Annotated in this window: 14 protein-coding genes and 2 rRNA genes (1 of these 16 cut by a window edge); 6 read left to right on the top strand and 10 right to left on the bottom strand. The window is 65.9% G+C overall.

Going from position 1 to position 16,483, the window contains the following annotated elements; all coding sequences use genetic code 11:
• Positions 1-50 precede the first annotated feature (50 nt).
• Complete coding sequence (gene glyS, locus ACWV8V_RS11905; protein WP_455899813.1) at positions 51-2,147, bottom strand: glycine--tRNA ligase subunit beta; 2,097 nt, start codon at positions 2,145-2,147, stop codon at positions 51-53.
• On the bottom strand, positions 2,144-3,055 hold the full coding sequence (gene glyQ, locus ACWV8V_RS11900; RefSeq protein WP_259261908.1) for a glycine--tRNA ligase subunit alpha: 912 nt from the start codon (positions 3,053-3,055) through the stop codon (positions 2,144-2,146). Before glyQ ends, glyS begins: the two co-directional genes overlap by 4 nt.
• Positions 3,056-3,136: 81 nt before the next feature.
• On the opposite strand from glyQ, the gene ACWV8V_RS11895 reads away from it, so the two are divergent.
• The 3 genes from ACWV8V_RS11895 (at position 3,137) to ACWV8V_RS11885 (ending at position 6,702) form a co-directional block, all read left to right on the top strand.
• Positions 3,137-4,975, top strand: coding sequence for a GspE/PulE family protein (locus ACWV8V_RS11895; protein ID WP_455899812.1), 1,839 nt, complete (start codon positions 3,137-3,139; stop codon positions 4,973-4,975).
• Complete coding sequence (locus ACWV8V_RS11890) at positions 4,947-5,666, top strand: glutamine amidotransferase (RefSeq protein ID WP_259261906.1); 720 nt, start codon at positions 4,947-4,949, stop codon at positions 5,664-5,666. The genes ACWV8V_RS11895 and ACWV8V_RS11890 overlap by 29 nt, the downstream gene beginning before the upstream one ends.
• Positions 5,667-5,802: 136 nt before the next feature.
• Positions 5,803-6,702, top strand: coding sequence for a BPSS1780 family membrane protein (locus ACWV8V_RS11885; protein ID WP_070470085.1), 900 nt, complete (start codon positions 5,803-5,805; stop codon positions 6,700-6,702).
• Between the two features lie 44 nt (positions 6,703-6,746).
• Here the strand turns inward: ACWV8V_RS11885 and tatC are convergent, their stop codons facing one another.
• From tatC to ACWV8V_RS11865, 4 genes are all read right to left on the bottom strand, one after another.
• Positions 6,747-7,496 carry a twin-arginine translocase subunit TatC gene (gene tatC / locus ACWV8V_RS11880; RefSeq protein WP_102788725.1) on the bottom strand — a complete coding sequence of 250 codons (750 nt, stop codon included), beginning with the start codon at positions 7,494-7,496 and terminating at the stop codon, positions 6,747-6,749.
• Positions 7,493-8,038: a Sec-independent protein translocase protein TatB gene (tatB, locus tag ACWV8V_RS11875; protein ID WP_455899811.1), complete on the bottom strand. Its 546-nt coding sequence runs from the start codon at positions 8,036-8,038 to the stop codon at positions 7,493-7,495. The genes tatC and tatB overlap by 4 nt, the downstream gene beginning before the upstream one ends.
• A gap of 15 nt (positions 8,039-8,053) precedes the next feature.
• Positions 8,054-8,281 (bottom strand): Sec-independent protein translocase subunit TatA, encoded by a 228-nt coding sequence (gene tatA, locus ACWV8V_RS11870; protein ID WP_259261903.1) that lies wholly within the window; start codon positions 8,279-8,281, stop codon positions 8,054-8,056.
• 75 nt (positions 8,282-8,356) lie between these two features.
• Positions 8,357-9,247, bottom strand: coding sequence for a lipid-binding SYLF domain-containing protein (locus tag ACWV8V_RS11865; RefSeq protein WP_259261902.1), 891 nt, complete (start codon positions 9,245-9,247; stop codon positions 8,357-8,359).
• Between the two features lie 166 nt (positions 9,248-9,413).
• Between ACWV8V_RS11865 and hemH the strand changes: the two genes are divergently transcribed.
• The 3 genes from hemH to ACWV8V_RS11850 all read left to right on the top strand — a co-directional run bounded on the left by hemH (position 9,414) and on the right by ACWV8V_RS11850 (position 13,386).
• A complete protein-coding gene (gene hemH, locus ACWV8V_RS11860; protein ID WP_346464594.1) occupies positions 9,414-10,376 on the top strand; it encodes a ferrochelatase in 963 nt (320 codons plus the stop codon).
• A complete protein-coding gene (locus ACWV8V_RS11855) occupies positions 10,373-11,221 on the top strand; it encodes an alpha/beta fold hydrolase (RefSeq protein ID WP_455899810.1) in 849 nt (282 codons plus the stop codon). The genes hemH and ACWV8V_RS11855 overlap by 4 nt, the downstream gene beginning before the upstream one ends.
• Positions 11,222-11,655: 434 nt before the next feature.
• Positions 11,656-13,386 (top strand): methyl-accepting chemotaxis protein, encoded by a 1,731-nt coding sequence (locus ACWV8V_RS11850; RefSeq protein WP_455899809.1) that lies wholly within the window; start codon positions 11,656-11,658, stop codon positions 13,384-13,386.
• 3 nt (positions 13,387-13,389) lie between these two features.
• Here the strand turns inward: ACWV8V_RS11850 and ACWV8V_RS11845 are convergent, their stop codons facing one another.
• From ACWV8V_RS11845 to ACWV8V_RS11830, 4 genes are all read right to left on the bottom strand, one after another.
• Positions 13,390-13,695 (bottom strand): NAD(P)-dependent oxidoreductase, encoded by a 306-nt coding sequence (locus ACWV8V_RS11845; protein ID WP_455899808.1) that lies wholly within the window; start codon positions 13,693-13,695, stop codon positions 13,390-13,392.
• Entirely contained in the window at positions 13,650-14,252 is a 603-nt protein-coding gene (locus ACWV8V_RS11840) for a hypothetical protein (RefSeq protein ID WP_455899807.1), read from the bottom strand. The genes ACWV8V_RS11845 and ACWV8V_RS11840 overlap by 46 nt, the downstream gene beginning before the upstream one ends.
• A 44-nt stretch (positions 14,253-14,296) precedes the next feature.
• Positions 14,297-14,411, bottom strand: a 5S ribosomal RNA gene (gene rrf / locus ACWV8V_RS11835).
• 126 nt (positions 14,412-14,537) lie between these two features.
• Positions 14,538-16,483 (bottom strand): 23S ribosomal RNA (locus ACWV8V_RS11830); it runs 933 nt beyond the window's last position.

Genomic DNA, 16,483 nt, shown 5'->3' with positions numbered 1-16,483 from the left:
CCACGCCGTCGCGCCTTCTGGTCCACCGTGGGGCGCCCGGCCCCGCCGCGTCAGTTGGACAGGTGTTCGATCGCCGCCACGCTGCCCAGGCGGTCGCCCAGGCGCTTGAGCAGGGCCAGACGATTGGCCCGCAGCGCGGGATCCTCGGCATTGACCATCACCGCATCGAAGAACGCGTCCACCTGCGGGCGCAGGCGCGCCAACCGGTTCAATACGCTCACGTAGTCCTTCTGGTGCAGGCTGGCGTTGCTGTCGTCGATGGCCGCTTCCACCGCTTCGGCCAGTTCGCTTTCGGCCGGCTCGGCCAGCAGCGCCGGGTCGATCATGCCCGGGATCGCGCCCTCGGCCTTGCGCAGGATGTTGCGGATGCGCTTGTTGGCCGCTGCCAGCGCCTCGGCTTCCGGCAGCGCGGCGAAGGTGCCGATGGCATCGATGCGGCGGTCGAAGTCATACAGCGAGGCCGGCTTCAACTCGGCGACCGCGTTGAAGTGCGTGGCCGGCACGCCCTTGTCGGCGTAATAGCCGCGCAGGCGGTCGATGATGAAGTCGTACAGCTCCTGCGGCAGCGCGTCGGTCTTGCGCTCGGCACTGGGCTGCACGCCCGCCGGCAGGCCGGCGAGGGCGGTGCCGATCAACGCGCGCAGATCCAGATCGAACCCGCTCTCGATCACCGTTCTGGCCAGGCCCAGCGCATTGCGGCGCAGCGCGAACGGATCCTTGTTGCCGGTCGGCTTCAGGCCTGCGGCGAAGCCACCGGCCAGCGTATCCAGACGCTCGGCGATGGCCAGCACCTTGCCCAGCGGCGACAGCGCGATGTCATCCCCACCGAAGCGCGGCTGGTAGGCCTCGTCGATGGCCAGCGCGACCTCGGGCGACTCCCCGCCGACCACGGCGTAATGCCGGCCGGCAATGCCCTGCAGCTCCGGGAACTCGTTGACCATGCGCGACTGCAGGTCGTTCTTGGCCAGCACCGCGGCGCGCTTGGCCAGCACCGGGTCCACGCCCACCTGCGGCGCGATGGCCTCGGCGAGGGCGGCCACGCGGGCGACCTTGTCGGCCACCGAGCCCAGCTTGGCCTGGTAGGTGACGGTCTTCAGGCCATCGCCCATCGCTTCCAGACCCTGCTTCAGATCTTCGTCGAAGAAGAACTTGGCATCGGAGAAGCGCGGACGGATCACGCGCTCGTAGCCCTTGGCCACTTCGGCCACGTCTTTGGATTCAATGTTGGCGATGCCGATGAACTTCTCGGTCAGCTTGCCGCCGGCATCGAGCACCGGGAAGAACTTCTGGTTGATCTCCATCGTCTCGATCAGCGCTTCCTGCGGCACCGCCAGGAACTCGCGCTCGAAACTGCACAGCACCGGCGCCGGCCATTCGACCAGGTTGACCACCTGTTCCAGGTTGTCCGGGGTGATCCGCGCCTGGCCGCCGGCCTGCGCGGCCGCCGCGTTGACCTGCTCGACGATGCGGGTACGGCGCGCGTCGGCGTCGACCAGCACATAGGCGGCCTGCAGCGAGGCGACGTAGTCCTCCGGCGCGCTCAGCCACACGGTCTTGTCATGCATGAAGCGATGCCCGCGGCTCATGCGGTCGGCCTTCAGGCCCAGCACCTCGGCCTCGATGATGTCCGGGCCGTGCAACAGCACCAGCCAATGCACCGGGCGGGCGAAGCCATAGGTGTGGCTGCCCCAGCGCATCGGCTTGGGGATCGGCATCGCGGCGATCGCCTCGCGCAGGATCTCCGGCAGCAGCGTCGCGGTGCGCGCGCCCGGCGTGGTGGAGCGGTGCACGAAGCGCTCGCCCTTGGCATCGGTGGTGCGCTCCAGCGCGGTCCACTCGATCCCGGCCTTGGCGGCGAAGCCCTGCAGCGCCTTGGTCGGCTGACCCTCGGCGTCAAGCGCGATGTTCAGGTACGGGCCCAGCACTTCGCTGTGCTGTTCCGGCTGTTCCACCGCCACGCCGGGCAGCAGCACGGCCAGGCGGCGCGGGGTCGACAGCGGCTTGGCATCGCCCCGTTCAATGGTCACGCCACGCTTGGTCAGGCCGTCCACGACGCCATCGAAGAAGGCCTGGGCCAGGCCCGGCAGCGCCTTGACCGGCAGTTCTTCGGTACCCAGTTCGATCAGCAGCGGCTGCATCGTGCTCATGCCTGCACCTCCTTGGCGGCCACCGCTTCCAGGCGCTTGGCCTCGTACAGCTTGGCCACGGCCTGGGCCAGCGCGCGCACGCGCAGGATGTAGCGCTGGCGCTCGGTCACGCTGATCGCGCGGCGCGCATCCAGCAGGTTGAACGCATGGCTGGCCTTGCAGACCTGCTCATACGCGGGCAGCGGCAGGCCGACATCGACCAGCGTCTGCGCTTCTTTTTCGCAGGCATCGAAGCGATGGAACATTTCCTCCACGTCGGCGTATTCGAAGTTGTAGGTGCTCTGCTCGATCTCGTTCTGCAGGTACACATCACCATAGGTGACCGGGGTGCCATCCGGACCGTAGGTCCAGATCAGGTCATAGACGTTGTCGCAGTTCTGCAGGTACATGCACAGGCGCTCCAGACCATAGGTGATCTCGCCGAGTACCGGCTTGCACTCCAGGCCGCCGGCCTGCTGGAAATAGGTGAACTGGGTGACTTCCATCCCGTTCAACCACACTTCCCAGCCCAGGCCCCAGGCACCGAGGGTCGGCGATTCCCAGTTGTCCTCGACGAAGCGCAGGTCATGCACCAGCGGATCGATGCCCAGCGCCTTGAGCGAATCCAGATACAGCTGCTGGATATTGTCCGGGCTCGGCTTCATCGCCACCTGGTACTGGTAGTAGCGCTGCAGGCGGTTGGGGTTCTCGCCGTAGCGGCCGTCGGTGGGGCGGCGCGAAGGCTGCACATACGCGGCATTCCAGCTTTCCGGACCGATCGAGCGCAGGAACGTGGCCGGGTGGAAGGTGCCCGCACCCACCTCCAGGTCCAGCGGCTGGATCAGCACGCAGCCCTGCTGCGCCCAATACTGGTTGAGGGTCTGGATCAGGCCCTGGAAAGTGATCGGAACGTTCGGGATCGCGGACATGCGGCGGATTCTTGCCTGCAGAAGGGGTGCGCTAGTATAGCGACCGACCGCACGGGCCTTCCGTGCCTGGGGAAATGGAGGATGTATCCACGCCTGCCAGCGGCTTCTGCCAGCGTCCCTGAGGGGGTTCTCCCCCTGCCACACGGCCGCCTCGATTTCGACCAGGTCGCCGCGGCGCTGGTCGCCGATGGCCTGGTCGCCGCCGCCGATCTGGAGCGCATCCGCTTCTCCGCCCAGGGCGCACGCAACGCCAGCGAGGTCCATCCACTGGTCCTGCTGGCCAACCTGAAGCTGGGGGCCAGCGCCGGCGGCGAGCTCGGCCTGGAGCGCCTGAGCGAGTGGCTGGCCCAGCGCGCGGGTGTGCGCTACCTGCGGGTGGACCCGACCCGGGTCGACGTTTCGGCCGTCACTGCCCTGGTCTCCCATGCCTATGCACGCCGCCACCGCTTCCTGCCGCTGGCCGTGGACAGCGAGCGCGTGCTGGTCGCCACCAGCGAGCCGCTGGCCCAGGAATGGCTGCGCGACCTGCAGCACCTGAGCCGCCGCCGGATCGAGCTGGCGATGGTCAACCCGCTCGACCTGCACCGCTACACCATGGAGTTCTACGGGGTGACGCGCTCGGTGCGCGGCGCCCGTGGCGATGTCCGCGGCGAGACCAGCAGCACCCTGCCCAGCTTCGAGCAGCTGGTCGAGCTGGGCCGCGCCGGCGACGTCAACGCCGACGACCAGCACATCGTGCACATCGTCGACTGGCTGCTGCAGTACGCCTACGAGCAGCGCGCCTCGGACATCCATCTGGAGCCGCGCCGCGACATGGGCCGCATGCGTTTCCGCATCGATGGCGTGCTGCACAAGGTGTTCGAGGTGCCGCCGGCGGTGATGACCGCCGTGGTCAGCCGGATCAAGGTGCTGGGCCGGATGGACCTGGCCGAGCGCCGGCGCCCGCAGGACGGCCGCATCAAGACCCGCTCGCCCGGTGGGCGCGAGGTGGAAATGCGCCTGTCGACCATGCCCACCGCGTTCGGCGAGAAGTGCGTGATGCGCATCTTCGACCCGGATGCCGCCTTCAAGAGCATCGACCAGCTCGGCTTCAGCCCGCAGGAAGCGGCCGGCTGGACCGCCCTGGTCGAGCGCCCGCACGGCATCGTGCTGGTCACCGGGCCGACCGGCTCGGGCAAGACCACCACCCTGTATTCCACGCTGAAACGGCTGGCCACCCCGGACGTGAATGTCTGCACGGTGGAAGACCCGATCGAAATGATCGCGCCGGAATTCAACCAGATGCAGGTGCAGACCAACATCGACCTGGATTTCGCCAGCGGCGTGCGCACCCTGCTGCGGCAGGACCCGGACATCATCATGATCGGCGAGATCCGCGATCTGGAGACCGCGCAGATGGCGGTCCAGGCCTCGTTGACCGGCCACCTGGTGCTGTCCACCCTGCACACCAACGATGCGCCCTCGGCGATCACGCGCCTGCTCGATCTGGGCGTGCCGCATTACCTGCTCGCCTCCACCCTCAACGGGGTGCTGGCCCAGCGCCTGGTGCGCACCCTGTGCGCCAGCTGCAAGGTGCCCACGGTGCTCTCGGCCGAGCAATGGGCGGTGCTGACTGATGCCGATGCAGCATTACCTCAGGCGCCCACGCCATATGCACCGGTCGGCTGCATCGACTGCCGACGCACCGGTTTCCTGGGTCGCGTGGGCCTGTATGAGTTGCTGCCATTGGGTTCCAGCCTGCGCCGGCACATCCGCGCGGACATGGATCTGGCCGCCTTCAACCGTGCCGCACGTGCTGAAGGGGTACGAACCCTGCGTCGCGCAGGGCTTGAAAAGGTAGCGGCAGGGCTGACTACAATCGAGGAAGTCCTCTCGGTCCTGCCTCCCCCGGATGAATTCCGCCCCGTTCCTGATTCTTGAAACCGGCCAACCCGTCGCCTCGCTGCGCCGCTACGGGCGGTTTTCGCACTGGATCCGGGTCGCGGCCGGGCTGGATGCCGACGAGACCGTGGTGGTCGATGTCGAGCATGGCGGCACCCTGCCCAGCCACCGCGATTTTGCCGGGGTGATCGTCAGCGGCTCGGCCGCCTACGTCACCGACCGCGCCGAGTGGAGCGAACGCAGCGCGCAGTGGCTGCGCGCAGCCGCCCACGACGACCGCCCGGTGTTCGGTATCTGCTACGGCCACCAGCTGCTCGCCCACGCGCTGGGCGGCGAAGTCGCCTACAACCCGGCCGGGCGCGAGTCCGGCACGATCGAGCTGGCGCTGGATCCTTCCGCAGTCGACGATCCGCTGTTCGGCGGCCTGCCGGCCCGCTTCCCGGCCCACGCCACCCACCTGCAGACGGTGCTTCGCGCGCCCGAGGGCGCGGCGATCCTGGCACGCTCGGCGCAGGACAACTGCCACGCCTTCCGCTGGGGCGCACACGCCTGGGGCGTGCAGTTCCATCCGGAGTTCGCCACCCACCACATGCGCGGCTACGTCCGCGCCCGCGCCGAGTGCATCCGCCAGCACGGCGGTTGCGCGCGCAGTGTCGCCCGCGACGTCAGCGCCGCGCCGCTGGCCCGCCAGCTGCTGCGCCGTTTCGTCCGCCAGGCACGCAACGCCTGAGCCCCGCGCGGGGACGTCATCCGGGCGCAACGCAGCGTCCGCGCCGCGCCGGGCGGCCTTCAGGTCACGCGCCGGGAAAACAGGGATAATCGACCGCAATCGGGCGTTCGCGCCTCCTCCCCTGTCCCGGAATGTTATGAGCGAGATTCGCAAGCTGCCGGCCTCCGCCGGCGCGGAATGGCTGGTGTCGGGTTTCACCCTGCTGCGCAAGGCGCCGTTGGCGCTGGGCCTGCTCGGCGTGATCTGGGCCGTGGCCGCGTTGCTGGTGATGTCGCTGGCGATGGTCAGCCCGGCGCTGAGCACGCTGGCGCAGCTGTTGATGGCACTGGCCGGCCCGCTGTTCTTCGGCGGCCTGGTGTGGGCCGTGCGCGAAGTCGACCAGGGTCGCGTCGCGCAGCCGTCGCACCTGCTGCAGGGCCTGCATGAAGGCCGCGCCTTGAACCTGCTCGCCTCGCTGCTGCCGCAGCTGGTGGCCGGCCTGTTCCTGGGCGTGTTGTTGCTGGTGCTGATCGGCAGCAGTGGCCTGCAGCACCTGAGCGAGGTGATGGTGCAGCTCAACGCGATCAGCCAGTCCGGCGCGCAACCGGACCCGGCGCAGATTGAAGAGCTGATGGCGAGCCTGCCGGCGATGCGCATCCTGCTCTGGCTGGCACTGGTGGTGGTCACCTTCCTGGCGATGGCGCTGGCGCTGTTCACCCTGCCGCCGCAGGTGATGTTCGAGCACCGCAACGGCCTGCAGGCGATGCGCCTGAGCCTGCGCGCCTGCCTGCACAACGTGCTGGCGATGCTGGTGTTCTTCCTGCTCGCCTTCGTGGCGGTGTTTGCGATCTATTTCGGCGTGATGCTGGTCGCGCTGATCGCGCAGTTGATCGGCGGCACGATGCTCGCGCTGTTCGTTGCGCAGCTCCTGCTGATGGGCGTGGTGATGCCGGTCTTCGCCGGTGCCATCTACACGGCGTGGAAGCAGATGTTCGGCCAGCAGGGGCCGCAGACCCCGCCGCCGATGCCGGGCCCGAACAACGTGTTCGCGGCCTGATCCAAACAAAAACCCCGGCCTTGGCCGGGGTTTTTGTTTGTGCCTTACTCCGGCTGCTCTTTCCCGCCCGGGCGTGGCACCAGCCAGCGCGCGGCGTGGATGCCCAGTTCGTAGAGCAGGCACATCGGAATGGCCAGCATCAGCTGCGAAACCACGTCCGGCGGCGTCAGCACCGCGGCCAGCACGAAGATGCCGACGATCGCGTAGCCGCGACCTTCCTTGAACTGCTGCGGCGTGATCCAGCCCAGCAGCACCAGGATCACCATCGCCACCGGCAGCTCGAAGCTGGTGCCGAAGGCGAAGAAGATCGCCAGCACGAAATCCAGGTACGCCGTCGCATCCGGCGTGATCGCAATCACCTCCGGGCGGAACGTGGTGAGGAAGTGGAACACCGCCGGCAACACCAGGAAATACGCGAACGCGCAGCCCAGATAGAACAGCAGCACCGACGAGGCCAGCAACGGCACCGCCAGGCGTTTTTCGCGGGCATACAGGCCCGGCGCCACGAACGACCACAGCTGGAACAGCAGCCACGGCACGGCGATGAACACCGCCACGAAGAAGGTCAATTTCAACGGCGCGAAAAACGCGCCCGCCGGGTTGGTCGCGATCATCGTCTGCCCGTTCGGGAGCTGCGAGATCAGCGGTTCGGCGATCATCGTGTAGATCTGCCGCGAGAACGGCATCAGGCCCAGCAACACCACGCCCAGCCCGATCAACGCGCGCACCAGGCGCGCACGCAACTCGATCAGGTGTTCAACCAGCGAACTCTCGTTGCTCTCATGCTCGCTCATCGCGTTGCCTCATCGTTCGGCAGCGTGGGCGCAGGCGTCGGTGGCGCGATGTCAGTCGACGGCGGCAGAGCCGCCGGGACGTCCGCCCGCGGCGCGCTGCCATCGATGCCCGGCGGCGCCATCGCATCGCGCGGCGGCTCGGCCTCCTCGGTGGCCACCACATGCTGGGCCACGCTGGCCGGGGAACCTGGCGCGGGGCCGATCATCACCGGTTCGTCGTCCGCAGCGGCAGGCGCAATGCCATCGCCATGCTGCGCCACGTCCTGGCGCATCTGCTCGGCCTCGCGGCGCACCGCTTCGCCACTGGCGCGCAGCTGCGACTCGGTATCGCGCATCGAGGTTTTCACATCATCGAACTGCCGCTTGATCTCTTCGGCGTGCAGCTCGCGTTCGAGCTCCTGCTTCACCGAATCCCACTGGTTGCGCGCGCGGCGCACCCACAGCCCGGCGAAGCGGGCTGCCTTGGGCAGCCGCTCGGGGCCGAGGACGACCAAGGCCACCACCGCGATGACCAGCAGTTCACTGAAACCGATATCGAACACGCCAAGCCGCCCGGATCAGCGCGGGTCGCGGTCGTGCTCGGTCTGCGACGTCGTCGTCGAGTCCTGCGGACGCGAACTGTCGCTGAGCTGCGCGTTCGGCTTGTCCTCGTCGCGCATGCCCTTCTTGAATTCCTTGACGGCGCTGCCAAGGTCCTTGGCGCCGCTGGTCAGCTTCTTGGTGCCGAACACCAACAGAACGATGACCAGCACAACCACCCAATGCCAGATGCTCAAACCGCCCATGACTCGCTCGCGTTACGTAGTGATCAGACGGTTGAGCATAGCGCACCGGCGGTAAGCCGGCGCGCGTGACAAAAGTCAGTTGCCGTCCAGCGATTCGGTACGGACTTCACCGTCGCCGACCGGCTGGAAGCCCTGCTGCGCGGCCGGTTGCGCCGGCACGGACTGCAGGGGTGCCGTGGTCGCGCCGGCGGCGGCCGGGGCCGGTGCCTGTTCAGGTCGAACCGGTACAGCGGCCGCACGCGGGGCAGGCGCCGGTGCGCTGCCTGCGGTGCCACGCTTCTCGCGGGCGGTATAGGTGGCTTCTTCCAAGCGATCCCGGAAAGCGACCACGTCCACCGACGGCGGCTCGCCGACGCGGCCTTCGAAGACCATGCGCGGAGTGGTGTTGCTGCCGTAGGCATCCAGGTTGGCGGCATCGTCGATCTGCAGCACGGCACCATCCAGCGCCACACCGGCAAACAGGCCGCGGGCGCGCGACCAGGACCAGATTTCGGCCTTCAGCTGGCCATCGGTGGCGGCGGCGGCGTTGCGGCCGACCGGACCCGCGGCCACGCCGGCATCGGCGCCCAGGGTGAACTTGCCGTTCACGAGATTGTCCAGGCTGCGGTCGTTGCGGAAGACCAGCACGACATCGGACGACTGCACACCGGCCTGGAAGCCGATGCTGCCGCCGGTGAGCTTCACGAACACCGGGTTGGACCAGCTGCCATCGGGCGTCTTGACCGACATCAGGCCGTGGCCGCGACGTCCGCCGATCACCAGACCGGCCTTGATCGTGTCGGGAATGACGATGACCGCGCGGCCTTCGTCCAGCAGCTTGTCCGGAATGCCCTGCTCGGGGATGTCCTGGATTTCATTCAGGACGCGCACCGCATTGCGGGCGCGCTGATCCTCCTGTGGCCCGGCCATCGCCTGGGTCGACAGCAGGCTGGCGGAGATCAGCAGTACAAGGCTGAGACGGCGCATGGTGGGCTCCAGAAGGTCTACGTAGACAAAGATAAAGCAACTGCCCGACGTTAGAAGGCTTGCGATGAATCCGCAATGAGTGATCCGGACTATCGATACGGCTGACAAATCGTGTTCATCATCCAAATCCATCCCGCCAATCGCGCAGACCTGCGAGAATGACGCCATGCTCGACGCACCCGACACCGCCGTGCTGGCGGTCAATCTAGGCACGCCCGAGACGCCAACCGCCCCGGCGGTGCGTCGCTACCTGGCTGAATTCCTCAGCGATCCGCGCGTGGTCGCGATTCCGCCGCTGTTCTGGAAACCCTTGCTGTTCGGGCTGATCCTGCCGCTGCGCAGCGGTCGTTCGGCCGCCAAGTACGCCCAGGTCTGGCTGCCGGAGGGCTCCCCGCTGATGGTCTACACGCGCCGGCTGGCCGAGGCCATGCAGGGCCTGATGCCCGATCTGCGGGTGCGCCATGCGATGCGCTATGGCGCCCCGGCGCTGCCGGCCGAGCTGGACCGGCTGGCCGCGGAGGGCATGAAGCGGATCGTGGTGCTGCCGCTGTATCCGCAGTATTCGACCACCACCACTGCCTCGATCGAGGACCAGGTGCGCGAATGGCAGCCCAAACACCCCGGGGTCACTGTCACCCTGGTGCGCGATTACGCGGTCGATCCGGACTGGGTCGCCGCCGTCGCCGGCAGCATCCGCCAGTGGTGGGAGCAGCATGGCCGCGGCGAGAAACTGGTGTTTTCTTTCCACGGCATTCCGCAGCGCCTGGCCGATGCCGGCGATCCGTATCCGCAGCGCTGCGAAGCCAGCGCCCACGCGATCGCCCAAGCGCTGGAGCTGCCCGACGATGCCTGGCAGCTGACTTACCAATCGCGTTTCGGCCGTGAGAAATGGCTGCAGCCCTACGCCGAGCCGACCCTGTGGGCGATGGCCGAAAAGGGCGTGCGCAGCATGGACGTGGTCTGCCCTGGCTTTGCCACCGACTGCCTGGAAACGCTCGAAGAAGTGGCCATGGGCTTTACCGAGACCGTGGCCGAGCGTGGCGCGACGATGCGCTACATCCCCTGCCTCAATGACGCGCAGGCGCATGCGCTGGCGCTGTCGCGGCTGAGCATCGCGGCGCTGGCATGACGCTGGAGTCGTTCTCGCTGTCGGTCGCCGGCAGCCCGGTGGCTGGCCTGCGTTCGGGTGCTGCAGGGGCCACCCGCGTGTTGGCGCTGCACGGCTGGCTCGACAACGCGGCCAGCTTCGTGCCGCTGGCCGCGCAGCTGCCGGATCTGGATCTGGTCGCGATCGATCTGCCCGGCCATGGCCACAGCGCGCATCTGCCGCCGGGCACGCAATACAACACACCCGGTGCGATCTGCCATGTGCTCGATGTCGCTGACGCGCTGGGCTGGGACCGCTTCGTGCTGCTTGGTCATTCGATGGGCGCCGGCATCGCCAGCCTCACCGCAGCGGCTGCCCCGGAACGGGTAGAGCGCCTGATCGCGATCGAGGCACTCGGCGGCCTGCGCGGTCCGGAGAATGAGACGGCGCAGCGCCTGCGCGAACACGTGCGCGCCGCGCGGGCGCTGCCTACCCGCAAACTGCGGGTGTTTCCCGATCTGGCCGCCCCGATCCGCGCCCGCATGATGGCCAACCAGCTCAGCGAGCCCTGTGCGCGCCTGCTGGTCGAACGCGGCGTCAAATCTGTTGAAGGGGGTTACAGCTGGTGCAGCGATCAGCGCCTGATGCTGCCCACCGCGATGCGCCTTAGCGAGGCGCAGATCGACGACCTGCTCGGCGCGATCGACTGCCCGACCCAGGTGATCTACGCCACACCGGCGCAGTCGTATTACCCCGAGCCGCTGCGCAGCGAGCGCATCGGTCTGCTGCGTGACGGGCGGCTGGCGGTGTTCCCGGGCACGCATCATCTGCACATGGAGCACCCCCAGGTGGTGGGTGAGGTGATCCGCCGCTTCCTGGCCGAATGACAGGCTTCGCGTAGGCGCCCGTCAGGCGCCATATCGCGACGGTCCGGCGCGTATTCCTCTAGCAGAGGGTGGTGACAGGCCGATGTCACGCCGCTCAACTTTTCCATTTCCGGGCCGATACCAAGGATGCAGCCCGGCGTGCGTGGTCTGCACTGCCGCTTGCTCCGCCGCTGCGAAGCCGCGTATCCATCAGGGCTTCCAGGGAAGGTCGTAAGCAATGTCGGATTGGCCGCGCCACCGCCCACCGGGCCGCGCCGTGCCGGTGGCACCTGCCGCCATGGCACGCATGCATCCACGTGCACGCGCACCGACGCTGCGCCCACACCCCTCTCATCCCGCTGCCACGCCCACCGCACTGCCGGTGTCTGGGGTGGCATCCGCCTGTGCGTCTGCGCGCGACGGATTCCCTGCTTTCTACTGATCCTGGAGTCGCTATGTCCGCCATTTCCCACGCCCCGCCCCGTCCGCCGGACCCCACGCTGCGCGCTGCCTTCCACATCGATACGGTGTGCCTGCTCGCTGCAGGTGTGCTGTTGCTGGTCTCGCTGATCACCGCGGTTTGGCAACGACAGCCATGGTCCGTGCTGCCACTCGCGATGGGGGCGGCGCTGCTGTGGGTGCTGGCGACGCGAACCCGACGACAGGCATTGGCGCTGCTCCGCGCTGGAGAACGCGCCACCTTGGCCGTTGCCGAACTCACGCAGCGCCGCCAGGCTGAGGACGTCGTCCATCAGCACGACAGCCAGGTCCGCCAGGCCTTGGACGTCTCGCGCACCGCGATGATGATCGCCGACAACGATCACGTGATCCGCTACGTCAACCAGTCCGTGGTGACCCTGCTGCGCAACCAGCAGGCCAGCCTGCGCGAGGCCTTTCCGGACTTCGATGCCGAGCGTCTGGTCGGCAGCAGCATCCATCGCTTCCATGCCAATCCGGACCGCATCCGCGCCCTCCTCAATACCTTGATGGCCACCCACCATGGCCGCGTCCGGATCGGCCCGGTGCATTTCGCCCAGGTGGTGACGCCGGTCTTCGATGCGCAGGGGCAGCGCCAGGGCTTCGCGGTGGAGTGGCATGACCGCACGCATGAGCTGCTGTTGGAGAACGCCGTGGCTGGCATCGTCGACGCCGCCAGCAAGGGCGATCTTGATCGCCGCCTGCAGGCCACCGATGGCGGCGCCAGCTTCCTCAATGGCCTGACCGGCGGCATCAACCAGCTGCTGGACAGCGTGGGCGGCACGGTCGGTGAAATCCGCCGAGTGCTGTCCGCGCTGGCCGACGGGGATCTGGATCAACGCATGCAGGGCGATTTCCATGGCTCGTTCGAGGCCATGCAGCGCGACGCCAACGCAACGGCAGCGCAGCTGACCGCGATGGTGGAGCGCATCAAGCAGTGCACCGGTTCGATCTCGCTGGCCGCCAGTGAGATCGCCAGCGGCAACGATGATCTATCCGAGCGCACCGAGCGCCAGGCCGCGCATCTGGAAGAGACCGCCGCCTCGATGGAGGAACTGACCTCCACGGTGCGCCAGAACGCCGAACATGCACGTCAGGCCAGCTCACTGGCCCACGGTGCGCATGACGTCGCCACGCGCGGCAGCCACGTGGTGAGCCAGGTGGTAACGACCATGGATGGCATCCAGACTGCATCACGCCGGATCGGCGACATCACCCGCGTGATCGACGGCATCGCCTTCCAGACCAATATTCTTGCCCTCAACGCCGCCGTGGAAGCCGCACGCGCAGGCGAGCAGGGTCGCGGCTTTGCGGTGGTCGCCAGCGAAGTCCGCATCCTCGCCCAGCGCTCGGCCGATGCGGCCAAGGAGATCAAGAACCTGATCGACGCCTCCGTGGTGCAGGTCGCCGAGGGCGCGCGTCTGGTGCAGGACGCCGGGCAGACCATGGGCGAGATCGTCAGCAGCGTCGCCAGCGTCAGCGGCATCATGGCCGAGATTTCGTCGGCCTCGCAGGAGCAGGCCGCGGGCATCGATCAGGTCAACCAGACCGTGGCGCAGATGGACGATGCCACCCAGCAGAATGCAGCGCTCGTTGAGGAAGCCAGTGCCGCCGCACGCGTGTTGGAAGCGCAGGCGGCCGACCTCACCCAAGCGGTGGCCGTGTTCCGCCACCAGGCCCACCCCGTACGCCAGTCCGCGCTGGCGTGATCCTCAGCCCAGCGTGCGCTGCGGCGTGCCCTGCAGCCAGGCGGCGATGTTCTCGACCGCCTGGCCGAAATAGTCCCGGTAATGGCGCTCGGTGACATAGCCCAGATGGGGCGTCGCCGAGACGCTGGGTAATGTGCACAGCGGATGCCCTGCCGGGAGGGGTTTGATGTCGAAGACATCCAGGCCGACACCGGCAATGCGCTTTTCAGTCACAGCATCGATAAATGCCTGCTGATCAACGAGGCCGGCCCGCGCGGTATTGATCAGGCGCGCGTGTATCGGCAGGCAGGCGAGCGTGTCGGCATCCACGATCCCGCGGCTGCGTTCGCCCAGGACCAGATGCAGCGAGACGACGTCACCAACCGCGCACCATACAGGTCACGGCCGACCGTCTGCTGCCATGGTCCGTCGCTGCGTAGCGCGTTGACCTCCGGCACCAACTGACGCATCAGGCCGGGGATCAGCGCCCAGGTCATCTCCACGGCAGGCTCGGGATGGCTGTCGGTGCCGCAGACGATGATCCCCTGTGCTTTCGCTGCCGCGACATCGACCGCCGCATTGCGCATGCCGCTGGTGATCAGCAGGCGGAGACGGGGCAGGCGGGCCAACAGTGCCACGGTGATGGGTGTGCGTTCGCGCATGACCACCAGGATGTCGGCATCACCGAGCGCGGCCACCAATGCATCGCCGGTGTGTGGCGTCGTCAGCGTGCGTACCTGCACTGCCTCGCCGAGCGCGTTCCAGTCGGCATATGCCACCGCGACGTTCTGGTAGTCGTCGACAATCACGCAGGCGCGCTCTACGGACAGACCCGACACCTCGCGGCGTGCCGGGCACGCGTTGGACACGCACTTGATCGCGGACATAAAGAAAACCCCGCTGCGTGAGCAGCGGGGTTTTCGGGTAAAAACCCTGGCGATGACCTACTCTCGCATGGCTTAGGCCACACTACCATCGGCGCAGCTGCGTTTCACTTCCGAGTTCGGGATGGGATCGGGTGGTTCCACAGCGCTAATTTCACCAGGGAGACAGTTGGAGCGTCGCCATCCTAAAGAAACGGATTAAGGCGCCTGCCTCTCGTAAGTCTTGTGACGTAGCGTGCACTTGGGATCTATCGACATGTCATGTCGGCCAAGGCAACTTGAGGTTATATGGTCAAGCCACACGGATCATTAGTATCAGTTAGCTCAATACATTGCTGTACTTACACACCTGACCTATCAACCACATAGTCTATATGGTTCCTTCAGGGGGCTTGTGCCCCGGGAGATCTCATCTTGAGGCGCGCTTCCCGCTTAGATGCTTTCAGCGGTTATCGCTTCCGAACATAGCTACCCGGCAATGCCACTGGCGTGACAACCGGAACACCAGAGGTTCGTCCACTCCGGTCCTCTCGTACTAGGAGCAGCCCCTCTCAAATCTCCAACGCCCATGGCAGATAGGGACCGAACTGTCTCACGACGTTCTGAACCCAGCTCGCGTACCACTTTAAATGGCGAACAGCCATACCCTTGGGACCGACTACAGCCCCAGGATGTGATGAGCCGACATCGAGGTGCCAAACACCGCCGTCGATATGAACTCTTGGGCGGTATCAGCCTGTTATCCCCGGAGTACCTTTTATCCGTTGAGCGATGGCCCTTCCATACAGAACCACCGGATCACTAAGTCCTAGTTTCCTACCTGCTTGATCCGTCGATCTTGCAGTCAAGCACGCTTATGCCTTTGCACACAGTGCGCGATGTCCGACCGCGCTGAGCGTACCTTCGAGCTCCTCCGTTACTCTTTAGGAGGAGACCGCCCCAGTCAAACTACCCACCATACACGGTCCCCGATCCAGATTATGGACCTAGGTTAGAACGTCAAGCACGACAGGGTGGTATTTCAAGGATGGCTCCACTGCAGCTAGCGCCACAGTTTCATAGCCTCCCACCTATCCTACACAGACGAACTCAACGTTCAGTGTAAAGCTATAGTAAAGGTTCACGGGGTCTTTCCGTCTTGCCACGGGAACGCTGCATCTTCACAGCGATTTCAATTTCACTGAGTCTCGGGTGGAGACAGCGCCGCTGTCGTTACGCCATTCGTGCAGGTCGGAACTTACCCGACAAGGAATTTCGCTACCTTAGGACCGTTATAGTTACGGCCGCCGTTTACTGGGGCTTCGATCAAGAGCTTCGCCTTGCGGCTGACCCCATCAATTAACCTTCCAGCACCGGGCAGGCGTCACACCCTATACGTCCACTTTCGTGTTTGCAGAGTGCTGTGTTTTTGATAAACAGTCGCAGCGGCCTGGTTACTGCGGCCCTCTTCAGCTATAGCTCGCATGAGCCACCAAAAAGGGCGCACCTTCTCCCGAAGTTACGGTGCCATGTTGCCTAGTTCCTTCACCCGAGTTCTCTCAAGCGCCTGAGAATTCTCATCCTACCCACCTGTGTCGGTTTACGGTACGGTCTGCGTAAGCTGAAGCTTAGGAGCTTTTCCTGGAAGCGTGGTATCAGTGACTTCGCCTTAAAGGCTCGTCTCGGTGCTCGGTCTTAAAGGATCCCGGATTTGCCAAAGATCCAAACCTACCGCCTTTCCCCCGGACAACCAACGCCGGGTACACCTAACCTTCTCCGTCCCTCCATCGCACTTACGCGAGGTGCAGGAATATTAACCTGCTTCCCATCGACTACGACTTTCGTCCTCGCCTTAGGGGCCGACTCACCCTGCGCCGATTAACGTTGCGCAAGGAAACCTTGGGCTTTCGGCGTGCGGGTTTTTCACCCGCATTATCGTTACTCATGTCAGCATTCGCACTTCCGATACCTCCAGCAGACTTCTCAATCCACCTTCAACGGCTTACGGAACGCTCCTCTACCGCGTACATATAAATATGCACACCCCAAGCTTCGGTTCACTGCTTAGCCCCGTTAAATCTTCCCCGCAGACCGACTCGACCAGTGAGCTATTACGCTTTCTTTAAAGGGTGGCTGCTTCTAAGCCAACCTCCTGGCTGTCTGTGCCTTTCCACATGGTTTTCCACTTAGCAGTGAATTTGGGACCTTAGCTGTGGGTCTGGGTTGTTTCCCTTTTCACGACGGACGTTAGCACC

The sequence above is a fragment of the Stenotrophomonas sp. Ker107b genome (assembly GCF_053847245.1).
Note: the sequence above shows the minus strand (reverse complement) of the source record. Positions and strands in the feature narration are given on the sequence as shown.